At 61.2% G+C, this 25,418-nt stretch carries 22 protein-coding genes; 11 read left to right on the top strand and 11 right to left on the bottom strand.

Annotated elements, in window-relative coordinates:
- Positions 1–20 precede the first annotated feature (20 nt).
- The 5 genes from lipA (at position 21) to serA (ending at position 5,827) form a co-directional block, all read left to right on the top strand.
- Entirely contained in the window at positions 21–1,010 is a 990-nt protein-coding gene (lipA, locus tag RCH09_RS10830) for a lipoyl synthase (protein WP_442785030.1), read from the top strand.
- A 74-nt stretch (positions 1,011–1,084) separates the two neighbouring features.
- Positions 1,085–1,435: an iron-sulfur cluster insertion protein ErpA gene (erpA, locus tag RCH09_RS10825; protein WP_326941101.1), complete on the top strand. Its 351-nt coding sequence runs from the start codon at positions 1,085–1,087 to the stop codon at positions 1,433–1,435.
- A gap of 77 nt (positions 1,436–1,512) precedes the next feature.
- Positions 1,513–4,254, top strand: a complete 2,742-nt coding sequence (acnA, locus tag RCH09_RS10820; RefSeq protein WP_326941100.1) for an aconitate hydratase AcnA — start codon at positions 1,513–1,515, stop codon at positions 4,252–4,254.
- Positions 4,251–4,511 carry a hypothetical protein gene (locus RCH09_RS10815; protein ID WP_326941099.1) on the top strand — a complete coding sequence of 87 codons (261 nt, stop codon included), beginning with the start codon at positions 4,251–4,253 and terminating at the stop codon, positions 4,509–4,511. The genes acnA and RCH09_RS10815 overlap by 4 nt, the downstream gene beginning before the upstream one ends.
- An 86-nt stretch (positions 4,512–4,597) precedes the next feature.
- Positions 4,598–5,827 carry a phosphoglycerate dehydrogenase gene (gene serA, locus RCH09_RS10810; protein ID WP_326941098.1) on the top strand — a complete coding sequence of 410 codons (1,230 nt, stop codon included), beginning with the start codon at positions 4,598–4,600 and terminating at the stop codon, positions 5,825–5,827.
- A gap of 26 nt (positions 5,828–5,853) precedes the next feature.
- Here serA and RCH09_RS10805 read toward each other — a convergent pair whose 3' ends face one another.
- From RCH09_RS10805 to argH, 8 genes are all read right to left on the bottom strand, one after another.
- Positions 5,854–6,567, bottom strand: a complete 714-nt coding sequence (locus RCH09_RS10805) for an ABC transporter ATP-binding protein (protein WP_326941097.1) — start codon at positions 6,565–6,567, stop codon at positions 5,854–5,856.
- Positions 6,564–7,322 (bottom strand): ABC transporter ATP-binding protein, encoded by a 759-nt coding sequence (locus tag RCH09_RS10800; protein ID WP_326941096.1) that lies wholly within the window; start codon positions 7,320–7,322, stop codon positions 6,564–6,566. The genes RCH09_RS10805 and RCH09_RS10800 overlap by 4 nt, the downstream gene beginning before the upstream one ends.
- Entirely contained in the window at positions 7,322–8,185 is an 864-nt protein-coding gene (locus RCH09_RS10795) for a branched-chain amino acid ABC transporter permease (protein WP_326941178.1), read from the bottom strand. Before RCH09_RS10795 ends, RCH09_RS10800 begins: the two co-directional genes overlap by 1 nt.
- 4 nt (positions 8,186–8,189) lie before the next feature.
- Positions 8,190–9,071, bottom strand: a complete 882-nt coding sequence (locus RCH09_RS10790; RefSeq protein WP_326941095.1) for a branched-chain amino acid ABC transporter permease — start codon at positions 9,069–9,071, stop codon at positions 8,190–8,192.
- 82 nt (positions 9,072–9,153) lie between these two features.
- A complete protein-coding gene (locus RCH09_RS10785; protein ID WP_326941094.1) occupies positions 9,154–10,323 on the bottom strand; it encodes an ABC transporter substrate-binding protein in 1,170 nt (389 codons plus the stop codon).
- Between the two features lie 225 nt (positions 10,324–10,548).
- A complete protein-coding gene (locus tag RCH09_RS10780; RefSeq protein WP_326941093.1) occupies positions 10,549–10,782 on the bottom strand; it encodes a hypothetical protein in 234 nt (77 codons plus the stop codon).
- A 40-nt stretch (positions 10,783–10,822) separates the two neighbouring features.
- A complete protein-coding gene (locus RCH09_RS10775; protein WP_326941092.1) occupies positions 10,823–12,316 on the bottom strand; it encodes a DUF4331 domain-containing protein in 1,494 nt (497 codons plus the stop codon).
- A 137-nt stretch (positions 12,317–12,453) separates the two neighbouring features.
- The gene (gene argH / locus RCH09_RS10770) at positions 12,454–13,851 is read right to left on the bottom strand and encodes an argininosuccinate lyase (RefSeq protein ID WP_326941091.1); all 1,398 of its coding nucleotides are present in this window, start codon (positions 13,849–13,851) and stop codon (positions 12,454–12,456) included.
- 136 nt (positions 13,852–13,987) lie between these two features.
- Between argH and RCH09_RS10765 the strand changes: the two genes are divergently transcribed.
- Together RCH09_RS10765 and RCH09_RS10760 are read left to right on the top strand one after the other, a co-directional pair.
- Entirely contained in the window at positions 13,988–15,028 is a 1,041-nt protein-coding gene (locus RCH09_RS10765) for a sensor histidine kinase (RefSeq protein ID WP_326941090.1), read from the top strand.
- Positions 15,025–15,813, top strand: coding sequence for a LytR/AlgR family response regulator transcription factor (locus RCH09_RS10760; protein ID WP_326941089.1), 789 nt, complete (start codon positions 15,025–15,027; stop codon positions 15,811–15,813). Before RCH09_RS10765 ends, RCH09_RS10760 begins: the two co-directional genes overlap by 4 nt.
- A gap of 7 nt (positions 15,814–15,820) precedes the next feature.
- Here RCH09_RS10760 and RCH09_RS10755 read toward each other — a convergent pair whose 3' ends face one another.
- The 3 genes from RCH09_RS10755 to RCH09_RS10745 all read right to left on the bottom strand — a co-directional run bounded on the left by RCH09_RS10755 (position 15,821) and on the right by RCH09_RS10745 (position 19,075).
- Complete coding sequence (locus RCH09_RS10755) at positions 15,821–17,275, bottom strand: ATPase domain-containing protein (protein ID WP_326941088.1); 1,455 nt, start codon at positions 17,273–17,275, stop codon at positions 15,821–15,823.
- The gene (locus RCH09_RS10750; protein ID WP_326941087.1) at positions 17,272–17,691 is read right to left on the bottom strand and encodes a hypothetical protein; all 420 of its coding nucleotides are present in this window, start codon (positions 17,689–17,691) and stop codon (positions 17,272–17,274) included. The genes RCH09_RS10755 and RCH09_RS10750 overlap by 4 nt, the downstream gene beginning before the upstream one ends.
- Before the next feature lie 100 nt (positions 17,692–17,791).
- Complete coding sequence (locus RCH09_RS10745; protein WP_326941086.1) at positions 17,792–19,075, bottom strand: hybrid sensor histidine kinase/response regulator; 1,284 nt, start codon at positions 19,073–19,075, stop codon at positions 17,792–17,794.
- A 582-nt stretch (positions 19,076–19,657) separates the two neighbouring features.
- Between RCH09_RS10745 and RCH09_RS10740 the strand changes: the two genes are divergently transcribed.
- Genes RCH09_RS10740 through RCH09_RS10725 form a run of 4 tightly spaced genes read left to right on the top strand, consistent with a single transcriptional unit; the run spans position 19,658 to position 25,415 of the window.
- Positions 19,658–21,484 carry a sensor histidine kinase gene (locus RCH09_RS10740; RefSeq protein WP_326941085.1) on the top strand — a complete coding sequence of 609 codons (1,827 nt, stop codon included), beginning with the start codon at positions 19,658–19,660 and terminating at the stop codon, positions 21,482–21,484.
- Positions 21,481–21,885, top strand: coding sequence for a response regulator (locus RCH09_RS10735; protein ID WP_326941084.1), 405 nt, complete (start codon positions 21,481–21,483; stop codon positions 21,883–21,885). The genes RCH09_RS10740 and RCH09_RS10735 overlap by 4 nt, the downstream gene beginning before the upstream one ends.
- Positions 21,875–23,392 (top strand): HD domain-containing phosphohydrolase, encoded by a 1,518-nt coding sequence (locus RCH09_RS10730; RefSeq protein WP_326941083.1) that lies wholly within the window; start codon positions 21,875–21,877, stop codon positions 23,390–23,392. Before RCH09_RS10735 ends, RCH09_RS10730 begins: the two co-directional genes overlap by 11 nt.
- Positions 23,385–25,415 carry an ATPase, T2SS/T4P/T4SS family gene (locus tag RCH09_RS10725; protein ID WP_326941082.1) on the top strand — a complete coding sequence of 677 codons (2,031 nt, stop codon included), beginning with the start codon at positions 23,385–23,387 and terminating at the stop codon, positions 25,413–25,415. The genes RCH09_RS10730 and RCH09_RS10725 overlap by 8 nt, the downstream gene beginning before the upstream one ends.
- Positions 25,416–25,418: the final 3 nt, after the last annotated feature.

The raw sequence follows: 25,418 nt of genomic DNA, 5'->3' as shown, positions 1-25,418 counted from the left end.
CGAATCCAGAAAGTCACGCCATGAGCGTTGAAACCATCACCTTCCGGAATGTCGTCTCGATCCTGCCACCGGCCTTGCCCGGCGACCGGCCCGACCAGCAACGCGGTTCCCTCAAGACCAAGCGCGACGCGACGCTGCCGTCGGCCAGGCTGGCCAAGCCTGACTGGATCCGAGTCAAGGTCGCTTCATCGGGCCGCTTCAGCGACACCAAGGAGATTGTCCACGCCAACCGGCTGGTGACGGTCTGCGAAGAAGCATCCTGCCCGAACATCGGCGAATGCTGGAGCAAGGGCACCGCCACCTTCATGATCATGGGTGACAAATGCACGCGCCGCTGCCGCTTCTGCAATGTCAGCACCGGCCGGCCCGATGCGCTTGATGCCGACGAGCCGGCCCGTCTGGCGCAGACCATTGCGCTGATGAAGCTCAGTTACGTGGTCATCACGTCGGTCGACCGCGATGATTTGCCGGACGGTGGCGCCAGCCATTTTGTCGAATGCATCCGCCGGATCCGGGCCGCCGCACCGGCTACCCGGATTGAAATTCTCACGCCGGATTTTGGCGGCCGGCTCGACCTGGCACTGTCCATCCTTGGCAACGCTCCACCGGATGTGCTAAACCACAATATCGAAACCGTTCCACGCCTGTACAAGGAGGCCCGTCCAGGCGCTGATTTCCAGAACTCGCTGAACCTGCTGGAGAATTTCAAGGCCATGCATCCGTCGATCCCGACCAAGTCCGGCCTGATGGTCGGTCTTGGCGAGACTGATGACGAAATCCTGCAAGTCCTGCGTGATTTGCGCGCCCATGGCGTAAACATGTTGACAATTGGCCAATACTTGCAACCGTCGGCTGGCCATCTGGCGGTGCAGCGTTACGTGCATCCGGATGGATTCCGGATGTATGAGGACGAGGCGCACCGGATGGGCTTTGCCAATGTCGCATCCGGACCGATGGTGCGCAGTTCTTACCATGCGGACGTGCAGGCGGCAGGCGCAGGCGTTGTTTGAACCAGCCTGCCAGGTCGAGTACCAGAATACCCAATATCGCTTCATTTGAACGTTGCACCTACCCGGAGTCCACCATGAATGCCATCGCCGAAATGCCTGCACCGATCCTCTTTACGGATAACGCAGCCGCCAAGGTTGCCCAGTTGATCGCAGAAGACGGCAACCCCGAACTGAAGCTGCGCGTGTTCGTGCAGGGCGGCGGCTGTTCCGGTTTCCAGTACGGTTTTACGTTTGACGAAGTCGCCAATGAAGACGACACCACCATGGAAAAAAATGGCGTGCAATTGCTGATCGATTCCATGAGCTACCAGTATCTGGTCGGCGCCGAGATCGATTACAAGGATGACCTCGAAGGCGCGCAGTTTGTGATCAAGAATCCGGGCGCAACCGCTACCTGCGGCTGCGGCTCGTCGTTTTCGGTATAACTACGGTTGACTGTTGGCTTGTGCTGCCGGTGCAAGCTGCAGCAGTGTGCAGGTCAAGGTAATTTGAAGGAGCTCCAATGAACGACTCATTCGCCACGCGTAACACCCTCGCCATCAATGGCACCGATTACACCATCTTCAGCCTGGCCCGGTTGGGCCAGCAATTCGACCTCGCACGATTGCCGTTTTCGATGAAGATCCTGCTGGAGAATTTGTTGCGTTGCGAGGACGGTATCTCGGTCACCAAAGACGCGATCGCCGCCATCGCACAATGGGACGCCAAGGCCGAACCAGCCACCGAAATCGCCTTCATGCCGGCGCGCGTGGTACTGCAGGATTTCACCGGTGTGCCGTGCATGGTCGACCTTGCCGCCATGCGCGACGCCGTGGTGAAGCTGGGCGGATCGGTCGACAACATCAACCCGCTGATTCCGGCGGAGCTGGTGATTGATCACTCGGTGCAGGTCGATTCGTTCGGCCAGCCCGATTCGCTGGAGATCAATGGTCGGATCGAATTCAGCCGCAACGGCGAGCGTTACAGCTTCCTGCGCTGGGGCCAGAAAGCCTTCGATAATTTCAAGGTGGTGCCGCCGAACACAGGGATCGTCCATCAGGTCAATCTGGAAAACCTCGCGCGTGTGGTGATGGTGCGCGAGATCGACGGTGTCCAGTATGCCTTCCCCGATACGGTCTTCGGTACCGATTCGCACACCACGATGGTCAATGGCCTTGGTGTGCTGGGCTGGGGCGTCGGCGGTATCGAAGCCGAAGCGGCCATGCTGGGTCAGCCGAGTTCGATGCTGATCCCGCAAGTGATCGGCTTTAAGCTCACTGGTCAATTGCCCGAGGGCGCTACCGCGACAGACCTGGTGCTGACCGTCACGCAGATGCTGCGCTCGCTTGGCGTGGTCGGCAAGTTCGTCGAATTCTATGGCGACGGCCTGGCAATGCTGCCCGTGGCCGACCGTGCAACGATTGCCAACATGGCGCCGGAATATGGCGCGACCTGCGGTATTTTCCCGATCGACGACGAGGCCTTGCGTTATCTGCGACTCTCCGGGCGCAGCGAAGAGCAGATCACGCTGGTGGAGACCTATGCCAAAGCGCAGGGCCTGTGGCGCACCGATCAGGAAGCCGAGTACAGCGCAACTCTGCACCTCGACATGGGCGATGTGCGTCCTTCGCTGGCGGGGCCGAAGAGGCCGCAGGACCGCGTGCTGCTGTCGGACATGAAAGGCAACTTCACCACGAACCTGGTCGGCATGATCGCCGGCCGCAAACCGGCCGAACCGGCGGTGCAGCGCTTTGAAGGCGAGGGCGGTACTACGGCGATCGAGCATGAGGCATCGGTGATGGCGTCGAACGTGACGCTTGCCGACCCACAGGATTTCACGCTCAAGGATGGCGCGGTGGTGATTGCCGCTATCACGTCCTGCACCAACACCTCGAACCCGGCAGTCATGCTGGCCGCCGGCCTAGTCGCACGCAATGCGCTGGCCAGGGGCCTGAAGCCGGCGCCCTGGGTCAAGACTTCAATGGCGCCGGGTTCGCTGGTGGTGACCGATTACCTGACCAAGGCCGGCCTGCTGGCGGACCTCGAACAACTGGGATTCTTTATCGTCGGTTACGGTTGTACGACCTGTATCGGCAATTCGGGACCGTTGCCTGACGCGGTATCGCGCGGCATCGAACAAGGCGACCTGGCGGTCGCGGCTGTGCTATCCGGCAACCGCAACTTCGAAGGCCGGGTCCACCCGGAAGTCAAGATGAACTACCTGGCATCGCCGCCGCTGGTGGTAGCGTATGCGCTGGCCGGCACCGTCGACATCGACCTGACCACCGAACCGCTGGGCATTAGCGCCGACGGCAAGCCCGTCTTCCTGCGCGATATCTGGCCGTCCAACAAGGAAATCGGCGATCTGATCGTGCGCAGCATCGGTCCCGAGATGTTCAAGCGCAATTACGCCAATGTCTTTGCCGGCGACAACCGCTGGAACCAGATCGACTCGCCCGACGGCGCAATATTCGCCTGGGATGCCGACTCGACCTACATCAAGAATCCGCCTTATTTCGAGGGCATGCAGATGGCCGTCGGCAGCATCCAGGATATCCATGGTGCGCGCCTGCTCGGCCTGTTCGGGGACTCGATCACGACCGACCATATTTCACCGGCGGGCAATATCAAGGCAGATTCACCGGCTGGACGATTCCTGCAATCGCGCGGCGTCGCGCCAGCCCATTTCAATTCATACGGCTCGCGGCGTGGCAATGACGACGTGATGGTGCGCGGCACCTTCGCCAACATCCGCATCAGGAACCTGATGCTGGGCGGCGTGGAAGGCGGCGATACGTTGCACTATCCCACCGGGCAGAAGCTGTCCATCTACGACGCCGCCGTGCAGTACAAGGCCAGCGGCGTCCCGCTGGTGGTCATCGCCGGCAAGGAATACGGCGCCGGTTCGTCGCGTGACTGGGCCGCCAAGGGCACCATGATGCTGGGTGTTAAAGCCGTGATCGCCGAAAGCTTCGAGCGTATTCATCGCTCCAACCTGGTGGGCATGGGCGTGCTGCCGCTGCAGTTCCTCGACGGGCAGGATGCGACATCGCTGGGTCTGAAGGGCAACGAGATATTTGACATCACCGGCCTGCACGATGGCGCCAGCCGGATTGCCGATATCGTTGCCAGCAGTGATGACGGTAACGAAGTGGCTTTCCAGGTGCAGGTGTTGCTGATGACGCCGAAAGAAGTCGAGTACTTCCGCCACGGCGGCATCCTGCATTACGTGCTGCGCCAGCTGGCGGCGAAGGCGGCGTCATGAGCGAGGCGGCGCTTCTGGGCAAGCTGGTTCTGCATCCGGTCAATGAGCGCGTCTACCGCGTGCAGACCGAACATGGCGAGCATGTGGGCAACCTCAAGCGCAATGCCGGGCTATGGAAATTCAAGGCGATCGGCCATGACCGGCACGGTAATGTCATGCCGGGCTGGGGTCCGCTGACGGAGATGCACAATACCGTGTTCGATGCGCCCGATGAGGCACGCGTCAATTCCATCCTTGCCCCAATGCCGCAAGAATAATCACGGCGGGACTTTCACCTGACCTGCCGTAATCCCTGAAATCCGACGGGTAGTTACCTGACCGTCACCACACATCGGAAATGCGCATGACCCAACTCTCGCTGGAAAAAGACAAGATCCGCTTTCTGTTGCTGGAAGGCGTACACAAGAATGCGCTCGATGTCCTCGCGCGCAACGGTTACATGAATGTCGAATCGTTGCCGACAGCGCTCGACGATGCCGCCCTGATCGACAAGATCCGCGATGTCCACTTCGTCGGCATCCGTTCGCGCAGCCAGATCACGCAAGCGGTGATTGAAGCGGCTGACAAACTGGTGGCGATCGGTTGCTTTTGCATCGGCACCAACCAGGTCGATTTGCGCGCAGCCATGCTGCGCGGCATCCCGGTTTTCAACGCGCCGTATTCCAACACCCGCTCGGTCGCCGAACTGGTGCTGGCCGAGACCATCCTGCTGCTGCGCGGCATTCCTGAAAAAAATGCACTGGTTCATCGCGGCGGCTGGTCGAAATCGTCCGAAGGGTCGTTCGAGGCACGCGGTAAAACGCTGGGCATCGTCGGATACGGCAACATTGGCAGTCAACTGTCCGTGCTGGCCGAGGCGCTTGGCATGCGGGTAATTTACTTTGATGTCATCACCAAACTGCCATTGGGGAATGCCCATCAGGTCGACTCCCTCGATGATTTGCTGGCGCAAGCCGACGTAGTGACCTTGCACGTTCCCGACAACGAGTCGGCCCGGAACATGATGGGCGCGGCACAATTTGCCAGGATGAAGAGCGGCAGCATTTTCATCAATGCCGCACGCGGCCAGTGCGTCGATATCGATGCACTGGCGGCGACGCTGGAAAGCAGGCATCTTGGCGGCGCTGCCGTGGACGTGTTTCCGAATGAACCGAAATCCAACAGCGAAGAATTCCTGTCGCCGCTGCGCCGGTTCGACAATGTGATCCTGACGCCACATATTGGCGGCTCGACACAGGAAGCGCAAGCCAACATCGGCCTCGAAGTCGCCGAGAAGTTTGCCCGTTATTCCGATACCGGCTCGACCCTGTCGGCCGTGAATTTTCCGGAAATCGCGGTGCCGCTGTTTGGCGGCAGGCATCGCTTGCTGCATATCCACCAGAACATACCGGGCGTGCTTTCGGCGATCAACCGGATCTTTGCGGAGAATGGCATCAACATCTCGGCCCAAAGCCTGTTGACGAATGAATCCATCGGCTATCTGGTGATGGATGTGCCGGCCGGATGTTCGACTGTCGCGCTGGAGAAGTTGCACGGAATTGCCGGGACCATACGGACGCGGGTGTTGTATTAGGAACGAATGCCGCTGGGTCTTGCGCCTCAGCCCCCCAGATACGCCTCCACCACCTTTGGATCATCCAGCAAATCCTGGCCGCTGCCGGACAGCACGATCTTGCCGGTTTCGAGTACATAACCACGCTGGGCGATCTTCAACGCCTGCCGCACGTTTTGTTCGACCAGCAGGATCGTCAGGCCGGTCAGGTTGATTTCCTTGAGGATGCGGAAGATCTCCTGCACCATCAGCGGCGCCAGTCCCATCGACGGCTCATCCAGCAGCAACACGCGCGGCTTGGCCATCAAGGCGCGGCCGATGGCCAGCATTTGCTGTTCGCCGCCCGAGAGGTTGCCGGCCAGTCCATCACGCCGGCTGCGCAGCACCGGAAACAACGCATACACCCATTCCAGATCGGCAGCGACGCCCGATTTGTCCTTGCGTGCGTAGGTGCCGAGCGCGAGATTCTCGGCCACTGTCAGCGTGGTCAGGATCGCCCGTCCTTCGGCCACCTGTACCACGCCGCGCGCGACGATCTGATGCGGCGCCAGTTTGGTCAGGTCGACGCCGTCGAACAGCACCGCGCCGCGGCTGGCTTTCAGCAAGCCGGAAATCGCCAGCAGCGCCGTACTTTTTCCGGCGCCATTGGCGCCCACCAGCGCCGTGATTTCACCGGCATGCAAGACCAGATCGATGCCCTTGACGGCCTCGATGTGGCCATACGACACCGCCAGGCCGGTAACTTGCAACAGCGCGCTCATGCGTCTTCCTTGCCGAGATAAGCTTCGATGACTTCGGGGTTGTTCTTGATTTCGTCGGGCGTGCCTTCAGCGATGATGCGGCCGAAATTGAGCACCGCGATGCGGTCGCACAATCCCATCACGAAGCGCATGTCATGCTCGATCAGGAAGATCGAAAAGCCGCGCTGCCTGATGTTGACGATCTCGGCCATCAATTCGGTTTTTTCGGCCGGATTCATGCCCGCCACCGGCTCATCCAGCAACAGCAATTTCGGCTCGGTCGCGAGGGCGCGGGCGAATTCAAGCCGGCGTTGTTCACCATACGACAGGCTTTCGGCCAGCAGCATGGCGTTGTGATCGAGCTTGACCCACGATAGCAATTCGAGCGCACGCTCGCGCGCCTTTGCTTCGGCCTGGCGGAACGTGCCAAGATTGAGCAGCAGGTCGCCAATGCCGTAGTCAAGATGCGCATGCATGCCGACGATGACGTTTTCGAGCAGCGTCATTTCCTTGAAAATCCGGATGTTCTGGAACGTGCGCGCGATGCCGAGTTCGGTGATGCGATGCGGCGCCACGGCGCCCAGATTCTGGCCATTGAAAGCAATGCTGCCGCCTGACGGTTGCAGCAATCCTGTGAGCAGATTGAACACCGTGGTCTTGCCGGCGCCGTTGGGTCCGATCATGCCGAAGATGCCGCCCGCAGGCACGGTAAAGCTGACGTCCTGCAGCACTTTCAGACCGCCGAAATGCTTGCTGATTTGATTAAACTGAAGCATCAACGTGGCCCTCCGGTGAGACGGCGCCAGAAGCCGCGAATGCGGCGCGGGTCCCAGATGCCCTTGGGCAGATACAGAATCACCAGCACCAGGATCAGCCCGTTGAACGCCAGCCGGAAATCCTTCAGCTCGCGCAGTACCTCGGGCAACAAGGTCAGGATTGCCGCGCCGACGGTTGGCCCGATCAGGTTGCTGGTGCCGCCGAAGACCGCCATGGTCAGAATCTCGACCGCGTTTTCGAAGGCGTAATTGCCAGGACCGATGGTGAAGGTGTAGTGCGCATTGAGGCCGCCGGCGACACCGGCGATGACCGCGCCCATCACGAATGCCAGCAGCTTGTAGGCCGAGACATTGATCCCCATCAGCCGTGCGGCGACTTCATCGGCCTTGATGGCTTCAAAGGCGCGGCCGATTTTCGAGCGGCGCATCCGTGCCAGCACATACAGCGTCGCGCCCAGCAGCAGCAGGATGTGCCAGAACTCGGTTTTTTGCGGAATCCCGTTGATGCCCATTGGCCCGCCGGTGATCGACATGTTCAGCACGATCACTCGCACCACTTCACCGAATCCCAGCGTGGCCATGGCCAGATACACGCCCGACAGGCGCAGCGTCGGGATGCCGATGATCAGCGCCACCAGCGCCGGCAGTGCGCCGGCGGCTGCCAGCGCGACCGGAAACGACAGGCCGGTTTGCATGCTGATCATCGACGCGGCATATGCGCCGATGCCCATGAAGGCCGCATTGGCCAGCGACAGCAGTCCGCATGACAGCGTGATGTAGATCGACAGCGCCAGCATCGCATTGACGCCAATGCTGAAAATGACCGTGTTGTATGTCGACCAGAAGGCTTCCCACCATTCCATCATCTCAAGCCTTCCTTTCCAGGACTTTGCCAAACATCCCGGAAGGGCGCACCAGCAGAATCAGAAACAACAAACCAAATGCCACCGCGTCGCGCAAATCGGACGACAGATAGGCCACGCTCATGACTTCGGCGAAACCGAGGAACAGCCCGCCGATCATGGCGCCGCGAATGTCACCCATGCCGCCCAGGATGATGACGGCAATCCCCTTGTGCAGCATCGGCTGGCCCATGAACGGCGAAATCGCGTTGAATGAAAGTCCGACCAGCACGCCGGCGACGCCGCCCAATGCGGCTGCCGCAAACGAGGTCAGCAGAAACAGTCCTTCGACATGAATGCCCAGCAGCGCAGCGGCTTTGGGCGACTCGGCGATCGCGCGCAGGGCACGGCCGAGCTGGGTGCGGCGCATCACCATCAGCAACACCAGCATCAGGATGAACGAAATCGCCACGATGCCGATCTGCACCGCGGTCACATGCACGCTGCCGAAGCTGATGCTCTCTTCGGGGATGGTGCCGGCCGGGAAGCGTTTGTTCTCTGCGCCAAACAGGCCCTGGGCCAGGTTGGTCAGCATGATCGCCACGCCAATCGAGGCGATCATCGGCGCCAGATGCGGCGCATTACGGGCCCGCAGCGGTCGCAGCACCAGGAAATCGACCACCAGCCCGATCAGGCCGGTGACCAGCATGGCGGCCAGCAGCGCCAGCCAGAGCGGCATTGCCAGCTTTTGAATCAGCATCAGCGCGACATAACTGCCCAGCATGAAGATCGCGCCATGCGATAAATTGATGACGCCAAGGACGCCGAAGACGAGCGTAAAGCCAAGTGCAAACAGGGCGTAGACACTACCCAGCGAGAGGGCATTAATGAGTTGTTGTTCGAGCATGGCCATTGCCTGAATGTGATCGCGGCATTTTCAGTGGAGATGAAAATGCCGCGTGGGAGTACTTCTGATCAGACTGGGGATATCACTTCAGCAGGACGAATTTGCCGCCCTTGCCGACATTGACGATGGCTTCCTGTTCGGCATCATAGCCACTTTCCTTGCCATCCTTGGCGGCGGCACGGCGGAACGCAAAGGCACCGGTGGCGCCGTCGATCTTCACTGCCGGCAAGGCATCCCGCAACGCCTGGCGATCCTTGTCGAGCGCACCGCTCAGCTTCACATTCTTGAGCGCATCAGCAACGATGTGCACCGCGTCATAGGCCTGCGCCGCGAACTGGTCCGGATCGCTGCCGAATTTCGCCTTGTAGGCAGTGATGAACGCCTTGTTCGCCGGGGTCAGGTTCTCGGCCGACCAGGGGCTGCCGAGCACGGTGCCTTCGGCGGCGTCCTTGGCGATTTCAAACAACTTCGGCGAATTCAAGCCGTTGCCGCCGATGAACGGCTGCTTCATGCCCAGCGTGCGGGTTTGCAGGATGATGCCGGCGGCTTCTTCGACCAGGCAGGAACAGACGATCGCATCCGGATTGGTCGCCTTGATCTTGGTCATCTGGGCCTTGAAATCGACATCGCCCTTGGCGTAGGTTTCAGTCGCCGTGACGGGGATTTTCTGCGCTTCCAGCGTGGCCTTGAACACGTCGTAACCATTCTTGGTGAAGGCATCGTCGTTGCCGTAAATGATCGCGACCTTCTTGATGCCGTACTGCTTGACGGCGGCCTTGGTGGTCACTGGCAGCACGTCGGCTTCCATCACCGAGTTGCGGAAAATGGTGGGGCCCATCGCACTGATGCCTTCGGCGGTGTTGCTGGTGCCGAAAACGACGACTTTCGAGGCCACTGCAATCGGGTCGGCGGCGAAGGCCGAGTTCGACAGGGTCGGGCCAAACACCATCAGGACCTTGTCCTGGAAGATCAGTTTCTTGAAGACGTTGATGGCTTCTTCCTTCTTGCCCTGTTCGTCTTCGATCACCAGCACCAGCTTGTTGCCGTTGACGCCGCCCTTGGCATTGACCTCATCGGCCGCCAGTGTCAGGCCATTCTTGATGGCCACGCCATACTTTGCTGCGGGGCCGGTCAACGCCTCGGCCGCGCCGAGCTTGATATCGGCCGCATGGGCGGCGGGCAGCGTGGAACAGCCAATTCCTGCGACGAGCAGGGCGAGCGACAGTGTTTTGAATGGGAATGCGGTGCGCATGAAGTCTCCGGAGGATGAAGTGTCTCGATCGTTATTGGGTCGCTGTTGCGCGCTGGTGCAATGCGGCAGCGTATTTTTTGCAAGCACGGGCAAGAGGGTAGCAGGGTCGGCCGGATGCATCAACTACGGTTATCCGATAGCTTGGCCGCACGCAAAAAAGCCTGCGCACTCGGGGAAGTGCACAGGCCGCGTCCCAATTTGCATTGGACGACAGAAAAACTGCAGTTACATGATCGTCACCGGCGCCGTATTGTCCGGTGTCGTCACGCCGACGGCATCGATCGACTGGTCGGATGCGTCATCGGTAGCCGATCCGATCAGGCTGAAGATCGCGCTGACAAACGAGTCGTCGGGCGCCGCCGCCGAGGTTTCGCCGGTCGTGGCATTGCCGCTGCCGCCACCGCCGCCACATGCCGACAGCAGGCATGCCGTGGCACAAAACAGAATGAATTTTTTCATGATGCTCTCCTGATGAAAATGCCGTGAGGGTTCGGGTGAATCAATGCTTGAGCGAACCGGCGATCGGTGTTTTCAGATACGGAAAGGTGGTGTCGAAGAACGCACTGTCCAGATAGGCACCGTCGGTGAAATCGATATCGCCCGCTGGCGCATCGCCCGGCACGCAACCGATGCTGAGCTTGCACAGACGACCCATGGCTACGCGCAGCGTGATATCCACCACGTCATCGCCTGGCCGGCGGCCGTTCGGGAAGCCGGCGCTGTCGCCACCAATCACGCCCAGACGGTTCTGCGTGGCGCTCACAGGGGTAGTCGTATTCAGGCGCAGCATCTCGGAGGCAACCACATTGGCCGGTTGATTGACGCCCTTGACACCGGTCAGGAACGCCGCGACCAGATCGCTGCGCGGGAAGTTGGTCGGCGCCTTGACGCCGGCCGAGCCGAACAGGATCTGCACCAGCGCCGGCAGGGTCGGGTTGGTCACGTAATCGATGAACTGGCCGTCGCCGGTCGGTTTGCTGTGGTTGAACTGATCCTTGTCCTTCAGGCCGATCACCAGTTCATTCACCAGCGGCATGCCCAGACGCGACACCTGCGACCACGCGCCGCCTTCCTTGGAGGCCTTGCTGGAGTTCGGCGTCGGATTGATCAGACGACCCTGACGCACGCTGGCGGTGGTCCAGGCGCCGATGACTGGCTCGCTGCCGTTGGTCAGGCAGGCGATCGGCAGTTCGAGTTCGATCGCCGTGACATTCTTGTCGGCCAGATCGTCATGTCCGGCACGCTCGGCGTTCGGATCGAAGGCGGTGGCGGGCGCCTTGATGTTGATCAGGTCAAAGGTTTCGCCGAGGTTGACCACGAACGGGTCCTTGCGCTGCCCGACAAACATCTTGCCGGGGGTGCTGCAACCAGGGATGTTGATGGCCACAACATGCTTGGCGGCATAGCTGGCGTAATCAGAAATCGACTTGTTGCCGATATTGTCGAGCGGCTTGTCAAACACCGCGGCGCCGCCGCTGGCGTTGGTGATCGCCGTGCGCTGACCGCCGCGTCGATCGCCCTTGACCATCGTGACCGAATAGGTTTCACGCACATTGGCGGCGGCCGAGTTGACGCTGTTGATGTCGGAGGCGCCATTGATAACCAGCGGGATCGCAACTTTCTTGTCGCCGACAGTCAGCTGGGTATTCTTGTTTTCGGTATTGAAACGGAACTGGAAGGACAGGTCTTCCTTGCCATCGCCGTTGTTGTCGATGTGGATTTCATACAGGGCATCCGGGTCCATCGAAAAATAATTCGGGCCGCCGTAGGCATCCTGCAGGGGCGCGTAATTGGCAATCAGGGTGACGAAGCTGGAGCGGTTGGCTTCATAGCTGCGGAACAGGTACAGATCGGTGCCATCGACCTTCGGCATGCGCGTGATGAACGGCGCTTCGCGATGGCTGGAGGCGACTGCGGGAACGGCAGTCAGGGATGCAATGGCGCTGGCGACAAGTGCGGCGCAGCAAGAACTTTTGGCGAACAATGACGGCATGACAGTCTCCTTCATAAAGTGGTTTGCTCGATCGAGCAGGGAATACAAATCACTTTACGCAGGAGAGCTGTGGCCGGATTCAGCTTTCCAGAAATAGTTCAGGAATTTCTTGCAACGTCCTGTAGCGCTGAAATATGTCAGTCGGCAAGTTCTTGCCGCAGGCGCGCAATGGCAGCGCGAACCTGACGCGGCGCGGTGCCGCCGATGTGGTCGCGCGCCGCCACCGAGCCTTCCAGCGTGAGCACCTGATAGATATCGGCTTCGATCAGCAGCGAAAACGCCTGCAGCTCGGCCAGCGTCAGGTCGCTCAGATCGCAACCCTTGTCGACGCAGACCCGCACCGCGTGGGCGACCGCTTCGTGGGCGTCGCGAAACGGCAGGCCCTTCTTGACCAGATAGTCGGCCAGATCGGTGGCGGTGGCGTAGCCCTGCAGGGCGGCGGCGCGCATCGCCTCGGGCTTGACGGTGATGCCGCGTGCCATGTCGGCAAAGATGCGCAGCGTATCGGTGAGGGTGTCGACGGTGTCGAACAGCGGCTCCTTGTCTTCCTGATTGTCCTTGTTGTAGGCCAGCGGCTGGCCCTTCATGAGCGTGAGCAGGCTCATCAGATGGCCGGTCACGCGACCGGTCTTGCCGCGCGCCAGCTCCGGTACGTCGGGATTTTTTTTCTGCGGCATGATCGACGAGCCGGTGCAGAAGCGGTCGGCGATGTCGATGAACCCCACCCTCGGGCTCATCCAGATCACCAGCTCTTCGGACATGCGCGAAATATGCGTCATGACCAGTGCGGCGGCGGCGCAGAATTCAATCGCAAAATCGCGATCCGACACCGCATCGAGCGAATTGGTGCAGACCGCATCGAACCCAAGCAGCGTCGCGACCAGTTCGCGATCGATCGGAAAAGTGGTGCCGGCCAGCGCGGCAGCGCCAAGCGGCAGGCGGTTGACGCGCTTGCGGCAGTCGGCCATGCGCTCGGCGTCCCGCCCGAACATCTCGACGTACGCCAGCAGGTGATGGCCAAACGTGACCGGTTGCGCCACCTGCATGTGGGTGAAGCCCGGCAGGATGGTGTCGGCGTGCTGTTCGGCCAGGTCGACCAGCGCCAGGCGCAGTTCGCGCAGCAGCAGGGTCAAGTCGTCAATCGCGCCGCGCAGGTACAGCCGGATGTCGGTGGCTACCTGATCGTTGCGCGAGCGCCCGGTATGCAGGCGTTTGCCGGCGTCGCCGACCAGCTCGGTGAGGCGCTTTTCGATATTCAGGTGCACATCTTCGAGATCGAGCAGCCAGGTGAACCGGTCTTCGGCGATCTCCGTGCTGATCTGTCCGAGGCCGCTGCGGATGGCCTGCAGGTCGGCATCGGTGATGATCGCTTGCGTCGCCAGCATCTGCGCGTGCGCCAGCGAACCCTGGATGTCGACGGCGGCGAGCCGCTTGTCGAAGAACACCGAGGCGGTGTAGCGCTTGACCAGATCGGACACCGGTTCGGAAAAGCGGGCCGACCAGGCTTCGCCTTTTTTGGAGAATTGAGCTGTCATAATTGGAGTCCGAAAAGTGAGTGCGCAAAAAGTGAGTGCGCCAAAAGTGAATGCGCCAAAAAGAAAGTGCGCCGAACGCAGGATGGTTCGATTATAAAACAAGCATTGCCGTCAACCTCAGGGAATCCGTCTCGCCATGCCAGCTGCTGCCAACACCGATCCGCCTGAGGTCGTCATTCCCGATTGCTGCAACACCGGCGTGATCCTGCGGGTGCTGGCGGCGGTCAACCTGGTCGTCATCGTCGGGATTCTGATGCAGCACCGCGATCGCAGCGCGGCCTTGCTGGCTTTTGTGCAAACCTCGATGGTAGTTGAGCTGATCTGCATGAGTTCGCTGGTGGCGTTGTGTGGCGTGCGCCGGATCGCCGCGCGCCTGACGCCACGCAGTCAGCGCGTGTTGTGCGCTCTGGTGCCGGCCCTGGTGGCAGCGCTGGTGGTGCGCCTGATGGCGCGGCTGGACTGGTTTCTGGCCAGCGTGCCGAATCTGACGCCGGTCGAGGCAATGCTGATGGCGGCGCTGTTCGGGCTCGCGCTGCAGCATTATTTCGAGCTGCGCGCGCGCGCCTTTTCGCCGGCGCTGGGCGAAGCGCGCTTGCAGGCGCTGCAGGCGCGCATTCGGCCGCATTTTCTGTTCAACAGCCTCAACGCGGTGCTGGCGCTGATTCGCAGCGATCCGCGCCGGGCCGAGACCGCCCTCGAGGATCTGGCCGATCTGTTTCGCGTGCTGATGCGCGACAACCGCGACATCACCTCGATGGAAGACGAGATTCGGCTATGCCGGCAATATCTGTCGATCGAAACGATCCGTCTCGGCGAGCGCCTGCAAATCGAATGGGACACCACGGCGATCCATGCCGACGTGCTGCGCCAGGCCAGGATGCCGTCCCTGCTGCTGCAGCCGCTGCTGGAAAACGCGGTGTATTACGGCGTCGAGCAAACCGGCACGCCGGCGCTGATCCGGATTGTGTTGCGGCGCGCACGCGACACGATTCACATTTTGATTACCAATCCGTATCATGGCAACGCGCCGGTCTCGTTGGGCAACCATATGGCGCTGGACAATATTCGCGGGCGCCTGCGCCTGCTGTACGACCTCGAAGCGCAGTTGAGCACGACGGTGGTCGAGGGCAGGTTCGAAGTACGACTGAGCATTCCTTACGTGAAGGTGGACGGATGACGGTACGTCTTTTTCTGGTCGATGATGAAGCGCCGGCGCGGGCGCGGCTGCGCGATGTGTTGTCCGATATCGCGGCCGGGTGCCCGCACGTGATCGTGGGTGAAGCCGATAACGCCCAGGCTGCCATGGATGGCATCGTGGCGCTCGATCCGGACATCGTGCTGCTGGATGTGCAGATGCCGGGCATGAACGGCATCGAGTTGGCGGCCCATCTCGGCAGCCAGCTGGCAGCCCCGCCGGCGATCATCTTCATCAGCGCGTTTGACGACTATGCCCTGAAGGCCTTCGAAGTGCGGGCGCTCGATTACCTGCTCAAGCCGGTGCGGGCAGCGCGTCTGGCCGACGCAATCGCGCGTGCCGCCATGCGCCCGAACCGGCAGCAACGCGATGCGGTGACGGATGCAGCCCGGTCGTTGCAAAGCGCACGGCAGCATTTTGCCGTGCAGGAGCGCGGACGGCTGTTGCTGGTGCCGGTGGCCGAGGTGATTTATCTGAAAGCCGAAACCAAGTACGTCACCGTCCGCACCGGCAGCGCCGAACACCTGATCGAGGAATCCCTGCTGTCGCTTGAAGAAGAGTTGGCGCACCGGTTCGTGCGGGTGCACCGCAACGCGCTGGTGGCGCGCGATGCGATTGCCGGGGTCGAGCGGGCCCGGCTGGCGGTAACAGGGCAGGGCGAGGAAGAGCGCGGTCAGGATACCTGGCAGGTCATCCTGCGCGGGGTCGAGCAGCGCCTGCCAATTTCACGGCGGCAGTGGGCCACGATCAAGGCCCTGGTGCGTTAGCCGGCGTTCAGTCCGGCAGCAGGGTCGGCAAACCGGACAGGATGCCTTCGTAGGCCCCGGCCTTCGCACCGATCTGAATGCTGTCTTCGGTAATGTCGTAGAAGCGGATGTCCTTGCTGTGGCCGCTGGAGCGCACCTTGACCACCGACAGGACGCGCTCGAACTGCCCCTCGATTTCGACGTAGCGCTGCATCACGATCGCGTCGGCCAGGAAGGCATTGCCATACGAACTGAAGCGCAGCATTGTGTAGTGATCTTCCAGCTCGGCCGTCATCAGCACCGTCACCCCCATGCCGGTCAACACGGCCACCATCCGGTACAGCGCTTCGCGGAAATCTTCGCGAAATACCGACGCCAGCGCCAGTTCGAACCCGGACAATGAGTCGATCACAACCCGCTTGGCCTTCATGCGATTGATCATCGCGACGATGTCGTGCAGGATTTCATCGAGCGACAGATCGAGCGTACGCGTATTGATCATGCCCACGTCGCCGCTGCCGACGAGTGCATTGAGTTTGTGGCTGAGCAGCTGGTTCGGGCTCTTCTCGAATGCCGCCACCACGCCCGGCTCGCCATTGCGCACGCCTTCGGCCAGGAATTGCGTTGCCAGCACGGTCTTGCCAGAGCCGGACGGCCCCACCACCAGCAGCGAATAACCGACCGGCAAGCCGCCGCCCATCATCGCATCGAGCCCGGGCACGCCAAGCGACAGGCGCTTGTCGCCGGGAATGCTGATTTCTTCACTCGCTGCATAACGAATCACTGCGCGCGGGAAAATTTCGACGCCCTCATTGCCGATGCGGAAGGTATGCACGCCCGGGCTTTGCGCCTGGCCGCGCATCTTGACGACCTGAATCTTGCGAATCATCGCATCACGGTGCACCAGCTGCGACATCCAGACGATGCCATCGGCCACGGTGAAGATCGGGCTTGATTCTGCTTCGGGAGCGAGGTATTCGCCGATCAGGAAGGTGGTCGCCTGCCAGCTGGTCATCTGCATGCCAAGCTGCTGCACAAAATGCGACAGGCCGGCCATACCGGAATCCATCGCCTTGGCCGATTGCACTACCGAGCGGAACGAATCGACAAACACCAGGCTGGGAGAAAAGTTCTGCACTTCCTCGGCGATGCGCTCCATCACGCGATCGAAATTGCCTTCCAGCAGATCGGCCGCCAGATTGACGAACTTGATCGAGTCATTGATCTTGTCGATATCGAAAAACGGGAACTGCTGCTGGTAGCGCAGCATTTTCAGTGGCGGCTCGCCCAGGACGGTAAAAAACAACGCGCGCCGGTCCGGGTTTGCCAGCGAAAACATGATCTGGTGCGCCAGCGTGGTTTTGCCACTGCCGGGCGTGCCGGCGATCAGGTTGAACGAGAATTCCGGCAGCCCGCCTCCGAGCAGATCGTCAAGGCCCGGCACACCGCTCGCCAGTCGGCGGATGATTACTTTAGTTGTCATTGTTGTGGTTCCTTGCCTGCCTGGTTCGATTGTGCATTGCTCCACGCGGATCGCAAAATACTGCTGGTCAGGAGTTCCCCGATCAACGTGGCGATGATATCGATTAGCGTAATCAGTAAAAGAATACTGGCTTCACCCGCTTCTTCATCGGCCCGATCCTGCAAGCTGCCTTGCAGATCGGCGAAGTGGATCTCGATGCGATCCTGGCTCGAGCTCGCGCGCAACCACGGATGGACCCGGCGCGCCAGATGGCAACTGCGCGCGAACAGCGATTGAAAACCGAGTTCGCCAATGATGGGCACCAGTTCATGCGCCAGCCCCAGCCATAGCTTCATTGTCACCGCAACGATGGCGTCAGGTTGTGCAAGGATGGTTTGCCGGATCAGTTGGTGGCGTTGGACGTCAGGTGTTGGCATGGTCAATATCGGCTCGCATTTCGACGCAGTCCTGTCATGGGCGCGTTGCGGCTGGCGTGTACGCTGGCATCCATTGGTCGCATTCGGGTGTGGGGCATCATCAATGTTGTGTGCCCAGGGAGATGAGATGCAGCAAAAGTTCAATGGCAACCGGCTTGACCAGATAATGGTTGAATCCGGCATCGATGGCCTGGAGGCGGTCTTGCAACTGATTGTAGCCGGACACCGCAATGAAGCACGGCGCTGGCGTCAGCAAAGGGCGCAAGTGGGCGATCAGGTCGTAGCCATTCATGCCCGGCAGGCCGATATCGCACAGCACGATGTCGAACGGATGCGTTTGCGCCAGCGCCAGAGCGGCGGGGCCGTCGACCGCACAATGCACGGTATGGCCTTCGAGGGTCAGATATGTTTCAAGGGTGGCGCTGGCATCAGGGTTATCTTCGACCAGCAAGATCCGGCGCGACTGCGGCGCTGCGTTGAGCAATGCCGACGCGTTGCGCGGCGCCACCGGCGTTGATGACAGGGGCAGCGTGACAATGAATTCGCTGCCCAGTCCCGGGCCGTCACTCTGCACCCTGGCCGTGCCGCCGTGCATTTCGACGATCGAACGCACCAGCGAGAGGCCAATGCCGAGCCCGCCCTGAGCCCGCTCGACGGCCAGCGGTCCCTGCTTGAACAGATCGAAAATGAACGGCTGCACTTCGCTGGCGATGCCGACGCCGCGGTCTTTGACCGATATCGCGACGTGACCGTCCAGCACGCCGACACGAATCGCGATCGCTTCCCGTTCGGCGCTGAATTTGGCGGCATTGACCAGCAGGTTCGAAAACACTTGGGTCAGTTTGCCGGGATCGCCGTCGATCACCACGGGCTGGTCGGGTATGTCGAGCTGCAGCGTTTGCAGGCGTGCGTCGATGAACGGCTGCACGATTTCGACCGCGTTGGCGATGACGTCGAGAAAATCCATGGCAATTTTTTGCAGCGAGATCTGTCCGCTGGAGACGCGTGAAGCATCCAGCAAGTCGTCCACCAGGCGGGTCAGATGATTGGTCTGGCGCTGCAGGATGCCATGCAGTTTGGGCAGAATCGCATGGGCTTCGACTACCTTGCCCAGCACTGCGTTGGCCATCACGATGGCGGCCAGCGGGTTGCGCAATTCGTGCGCCAGGGTGGACAGGAATTCTTCCTTGGCGCGGTTGGAGGCTTCTGCCGTGGCCTGCAAATCCTGCGCCCCGAACGTGGCCAGCATTAAATTCGTGTTGGCTTCGCGCAAGCGTGCAATCAGGTCATCCTGCTCCGGCGACGCCTCGCTGACGGCATGCAACTGATCGGCCTCGTCCAGCAGTGCCGTGATGCGATGGCGCAGTTGGTCGGCTGCTCGCATGCGCAGCGCGGTCTTGTTTGGTTCCTGGTTTGTAAAATGCATCGTCGCCGCCCCGGTCCGGATTTCGTCTGGAAAATTATCGACCATTGGATGCTGTGTTGCGTCTGTCGGCTTCAACCGCGCTCCCCCGGTGGGCGTCTTACTGAAAACTTATCTTCCCGAAGTATGCCCGACGGCGCTCCGAATCGGGCAGTACAGTTAGTATTTGATTATTTGTAAAAAAAAGTAATTGCTATACGCGGTACATCATGACCTGATCGCCGGAGGTCCCAAGGTTGTCCGGCAAGGCCCGCTGCAAACGCCATTTTCACCCGGCATGCCAGTCCCGCGACAGGTGATGCACACGAGTGCGACAAATCTCGTTAGATTTCCCGTTATTTGTTTGATCTGTTGTGACGAAACCCCTATAGTTGCGTTCAGGAACAATCGGCAGGGCGATCACAGTTTGTCCAGCATCTCACTTCCAGCGCTAGCGGTTTTTGGCGCTGTTTGTTTGACGGATAGCGTAGAAGAATCGCCCGCACAGGGCAGCATTACCACCCGGTACGACCATGTCGAACCGCCACCAGGCCTGAATGCATCATGAAAAACAATCGCCTGGGTATTCTGCTCATCGTCTCCTCGCTGCTGATCATCGCGCTGGTGGTCGGCCTCCTGCTGCAGCGGCAACAACGTGTTCACGCGGCGCAGATCCGGGTCCAGGGCGTGGCGGCGACGCGCTCGCTGACGGCACTGTCGCTGGCCGCGCTGGCGCCCACCAACGGTGAACGCAGCGTGTTGCAGTCGCTGCTGATGAACTACGAAAATCCGGATTTCGGCTACGTCGCCGTGACCACGCCGGCCGGCGCGATCCTGGCTGAAGTCACCAGCCCGGGCACGCTGGTGCCGGGCGGTCCGCTGCCAGCGGGTACCGCGTCGCTGTATGGTGAGCGCGCGCTGCTGTCGCCGCATGAGGATCGCCGCATACGGGAATTCTATGGACCGGTGATGGAGGGTGGCAATCCGAAGGCGTTCGTGCGGGTCGGCTACTTCGAGCCGGAGCGCATGATCGCCTTGAAGGACTTGCCGTTCTTTGCCTTGCTCGCGCTGGCGATGTTCTTGCTGGTGCCGCTGGTGTATTTCGGCATCAAGCGCGAACTGGCCCCGCTCGGTTCGATTGCGCGCCAGCTGCAGGCCATGCGCCAGGACGCCGCCGCGCCGCCCGCGCCCGCCAGTATTGATGTGCGCGTGCTGGCCGAGACGCTGCATCGTTATCTCGACGACGCCACGCGCCGCATCCGCGAGCTGGAGCAGGATGGCATCAAGTCGCTCGCCAATGGTCGCCTGCTGGAATACAGCGGCAACAAGATGAATGCGGTACTGCAGTGTTTGCCGGATGGTCTGCTGATCATGGACCCTGCCGGCGAGATCACCTTCGCCAGCGGCAAAATCGAACCGCTGCTGGGCGTCGATATCCAGCAGGTCCTGTCGACCGGTATCGAGGCCTGGTGCCAGGACTCCGCGTTGCTCGCGCTGTGCGCGCGTTACCGCCACGACAGCGCCGATGCGGGCCGTCAGGTATTGATCGATTTTTCGCCACTGCAGGTGCCGCACAAGCGCGTGTGCGCCACCGCACAGCCATTGGTGGGCGGGGCCGGCATGATGGCGTTCGGCACGCTGATCGTGCTGCGCGATGTCACGCGTGAACATCTGGGACAGCAGGCCGGCAACGATTTCGTGGCGCACGTTTCGCATGAACTGAAGTCGCCACTGAACGTGCTGGCGATGTACAGCGAAATCCTGCAGGGCGCCAGCGCCGACGACGATGCATTGCGCATCGAAGCCATCAATGTGATTCGGGATGAAACGGAACGAATGAATTCGCTGGTCAACAACCTGCTCAATGTGAGCAAGCTCGACATGGGCAGCCTGGCGCCGGAGCGCAGTCGCGTCAAGCTCGATGACCTGTTGCGCGACGCGTTCAACCAGGCCTTGCCACGCGCCGAAATCAAGTCGATGACGATGGAGATCACGGTGCCGCGCGACATGGCGGCGGTCTCGATTGACAAGGACCTGTTCCGGATTGCGCTCAACAATCTGCTCAACAATGCCATCAAGTACAGCGAAAACGGCGGACGGGTCGCATTGATCGCCGAAGAGGGCGACAACAGCGTCGTCATTACCGTCACCGATAGCGGCATTGGCATCGCGCCGGAAGACCAGCTGCATGTGTTCGAAAAGTTCTACCGGGTGCGCGAGGGCGATGTCAATCCGCGCGGCGGACATGGCCTCGGCCTGTATCTGGCGAGTCAGATCGTGGAGCTGCATCACGGTCGCATGACGCTGGCCAGCACGCTTGGCGCCGGCAGCCAGTTCGCGATTCACCTCAAGAAAATGCCGGCCTTGATGCAAGGCGAGAACGTGTTATGACCATCCGAAAAATCCTGCTGGTCGATGACGAGCCGCATGTCATCCGCATCCTGCGGCTGATGCTCGAACGCGAGGGCTACCACGTCGAAAGCGCCAACGACGGCAACCAGGCGCTCGACAAGATGGTCGACTTTGCGCCGGATGTGATGATCACCGACATCCAGATGGCCGGCATGGATGGCCGCACCCTGTGCCGCACCGCGCGCGAGCGCTATGCGCAGCGTACCTTTCTGATTCTGGTCATGACTTCCATGACCGCCATGGAGGAGCGCGGCTGGGTGCGCGAACTGAGCAATATCGATTTCCTCGAAAAGCCGTTGTCGCCACGCCAGCTGGTGGTGCGCCTTGCCAAACATTTCGTCGCCCTGGCGAGCGATCCGGAGACCAGCAATGCAGGATAAAACCCTGTCCGAAATGGACTTCGACGTTTATGCGCGCTGGCTCAAACGGGCCACCGGGGTGACCTATCCCATGGCGATTTGCGACGGCGACGGCAAGCCGGTCTGGTGCAATGAGACCGAGCCCGGTCTGGGCGAATGGTTGAAGGGTTTGCAGCAGAACGGCTTTGCCTGGCCCTGCGTCGGCGCCGGCATGCAACGCTATGACAGCGGCGACGCGACCCTGCTGTACGCGCCGATCGACGGCAACAACCACCCACTCAGCTTTCTGGCGATAAAAACCGCAAGGCTCGACGCCGCGCCGTTGTCCTGGGACGTGCTGGCCGAAACGCTGGAAGACCTCGGCGCCGGCATCGCCGACGAATACCGCCTCAAGTGCGAACTCAACACCATGGCGCGCGAGCTGTCGGAGCGCTACGAAGAGCTGCATCTGGTCTACGCGGTCGACCGCCAGGTGCGCGAAATGAAAAACAGCGCCGACCTGTTCGAAGGGTTGCTGCGCAGCTGGGCCGAGCAAATGAACGCCGATGTCGCCGCGTTCGTCAAGCCGGGCGAAAACCTGTGCCTTTCGGCCACCAACCTGAGCAAGCCGATTCACAACCTCGATCTGGTGCTGGTCGAAATGCGCGGCGACCTGTTCCGCTTTGCCAATTCGTCGCGCCAGTCGGTGGTCATCAACGAGATGGACGATCCGCGCCGGGCCTACATTTTTACCGACCTGCCATTCAAGATCCTGTGCTGCCCGGTGTATCACGAACGCGTGGTGGTGGCGATCCTGGTGCTGGTCAATCATAACGACAAACCCAATTTCAGCAACAGTGACCGCAAGCTGGGCGAGATGCTGGCCAACCAGTTGTCGGGTCTGTCGCGCATGTACAGCATGCTGTCCGAAACCAGCAAGTTCAATACGCAGATGGCGGCGGCATTGATCGAAGCGGTCGAAGCCAAGGACCCCTATACCCGCGGCCATTCCGAACGGGTGCATCACATTGCGATGGAAATTGGCGCAGCGATGAATCTGGCCCCGCGCGAACTGGACAACCTGTTCTGGGGCTCCTTGCTGCACGATGTCGGCAAGATCGGGATTCCCGATGCGGTGCTGTGCAAGCCGGGCCGCCTGACGCGCGACGAATTCACCTTCATCATGGTGCATCCGGAGCGCAGCTACGAAATCCTGCGCCACATCGACCGGCTCCAGGGCGCCGTGCCGGGCGCGCGCCATCATCAGGAAAAATACGACGGCGGCGGCTATCCGCACGGGCTGATCGGACAGGATATTCCGCTCAATGCGCGCATCATCGCGGTGGCCGACACCTACGATTCGATCACCAGTTCGCGCGCCTATCGGGCCGGCCGCAGCCATGAAGCGGCAATGACCGAAATCCTGCGTTGCGCCGGCAGCCAGCTCGATCCCGACATCGTCGCAGTGTTCCAGAAAATCTGCCTGACGGAGCCGGCCTGGTTGCAGACGTTCTCAATTCAGCGCGATGTGGTTGTGACGCATGCTTGACGACGCCGTCACCATGAACCGGATCGGTGCGATGACGTATCTCGCACCGACCATGGCGCTGGTGGCGGACGAAGCGATTGCGGCGCTGGAAGCAGCCATCGCCAATTGCGTGGCGATGCACCGCATCACCATCGTGATCGACCTCGGCAAGGTGGCGCTGCTGTCGGGCCGCGCCCTGGAACTGATGGTCGCCACCGCAGCGCGGCTGGGGGCGCTGGGCGGCTGGCTGAAAGTGGCCTACCCGAGCGTGCTGGTACAGGACATCCTGACCGTCACCGGCCTGGCCGAGCAATTGCCGCTGTATGACGCGCCGGTGTCCGCGCCGCGCCCGCCGCGCGCGCCGGGCCAGCGCAAGCTGGGCGACATCCTGCTCGAACGCGCGGTGGTCACCGCAGCGCAGTTGGCCGAGGCAGCGCGCCTGCAGGACCAGACCGGCAAGCGCATGGGCTTCATCATGGTCGAGAAAAAATGGCTGACCGAAGCGCATCTGTTTCAGGCGCTGGCCGAACAGTTGGGCCTGCCCTACGTGACGCTGCGCAGCGGGTTGTACGACCCGGTTGCCGTGGCGCTGCTGGACCGCGACGTCGCCAAACGGCTGAATGTGATCCCGCTGTTCGTGGTGCACAACACGCTGACACTGGCCACCGGCGAGCCGCAGGCGATCCACAGTTTTGACGATATCAAGGCGCGCACCGGCTGCAAGATCCGGGTGGTGCTGGCCGCCCCCGGCGAGATCAACCGGCTGCGCGACGATGCCTACGGCGGCGCCAGCATGCCGGACTTCATCCACAGCACCGCCGACGATCTGGAGCTGATCGAAAACCAGATTCCGGACGACTATACCCAGATCGATGTACAGGCTGGCGCGAGCCCGGTCATCAACATGGTCAACGCGGTGATCCAGCGCGCCATCCACGACGGCGCCAGTGACATTCACATCGAGATCTCGCGCAACCGCGCCCGCATCCGGCTGCGCATCGACGGCATCCTGTACGAAGTCATGTCGCCGCGTCCCGAGCTGCATCCGGCGATTGTCTCGCGCCTGAAAGTGATGGCCAACCTCGACATCGCCGAACGACGCCTGCCGCAGGACGGCCGCATCCAGGTCGCCACGCAAGGACGCACGGTCGATCTGCGTTTCAGTTCGCTTCCAGGCATTTACGGCGAAAAAGTCGTGCTGCGCGTGCTTGACAAGAACCAGTCGATCCTGGATGTCGACAAGCTCGGCATGACCGCCGATGCCGTCACGCTGTTCAAGAAGCTGCTGGGCCGCAGCCATGGACTGATTCTGGTCACCGGACCGACCGGCAGCGGCAAGACCACCAGCCTGTATGCCGCCGTCAGCCATTTGCGCAGCATCGAAAAGAATATCGTCACGATCGAAGACCCGGTCGAATACCAGCTCGACATCATCAACCAGAACCAGGTCAACGACGCCATCGGCCTGACCTTTCCAAAGATCCTCAAGCATGTGTTGCGACAGGACCCCGACATCATCATGGTCGGCGAAATCCGTGACCGCCAGACCGCCGAAATTGCCGTGCAGGCCGCGCTCACCGGCCATCTGGTGCTGACCACGCTGCATACCAACGACACCCTCGGCGCCGTGGCGCGGCTGGTGGAAATGGGCGTCGAGCCGTATCTGCTGTCGTCGGCGCTGATCGGCGTGATGGCGCAGCGGTTGGTGCGGCGCATTTGCGGCACCTGCAAGACCAGCTATCTGGCGCCGCCGGCGGTGGCCGCAGCCTATGGCTGGAAGGGGCAGGGCGACCTGAAGCTGGCGCGCGGACGCGGCTGTCCGTCCTGCTACGACTCCGGCTACAAGGGCCGCATGGGGATTTACGAGCTGCTGGAAGTCGATGGCGAACTGCAGCGCATGATCATCGCCAACGCCAGCAAGGAAGACATGGCCGCGCACGTCGCGCGACGCGGCCATCATGATCTGTACGCCGACGGCATGGCGCACGCTTTCCAGGGCGAGACCACGCCCGAGGAAATCGCGCGCGTGGTGCATTCGGTCTAGCCG

This window comes from Actimicrobium sp. GrIS 1.19 (assembly GCF_035984655.1).
In the GTDB taxonomy this organism is placed as follows: domain Bacteria; phylum Pseudomonadota; class Gammaproteobacteria; order Burkholderiales; family Burkholderiaceae_D; genus Actimicrobium.
This window is presented reverse-complemented; position numbering and strand designations above follow the sequence as displayed.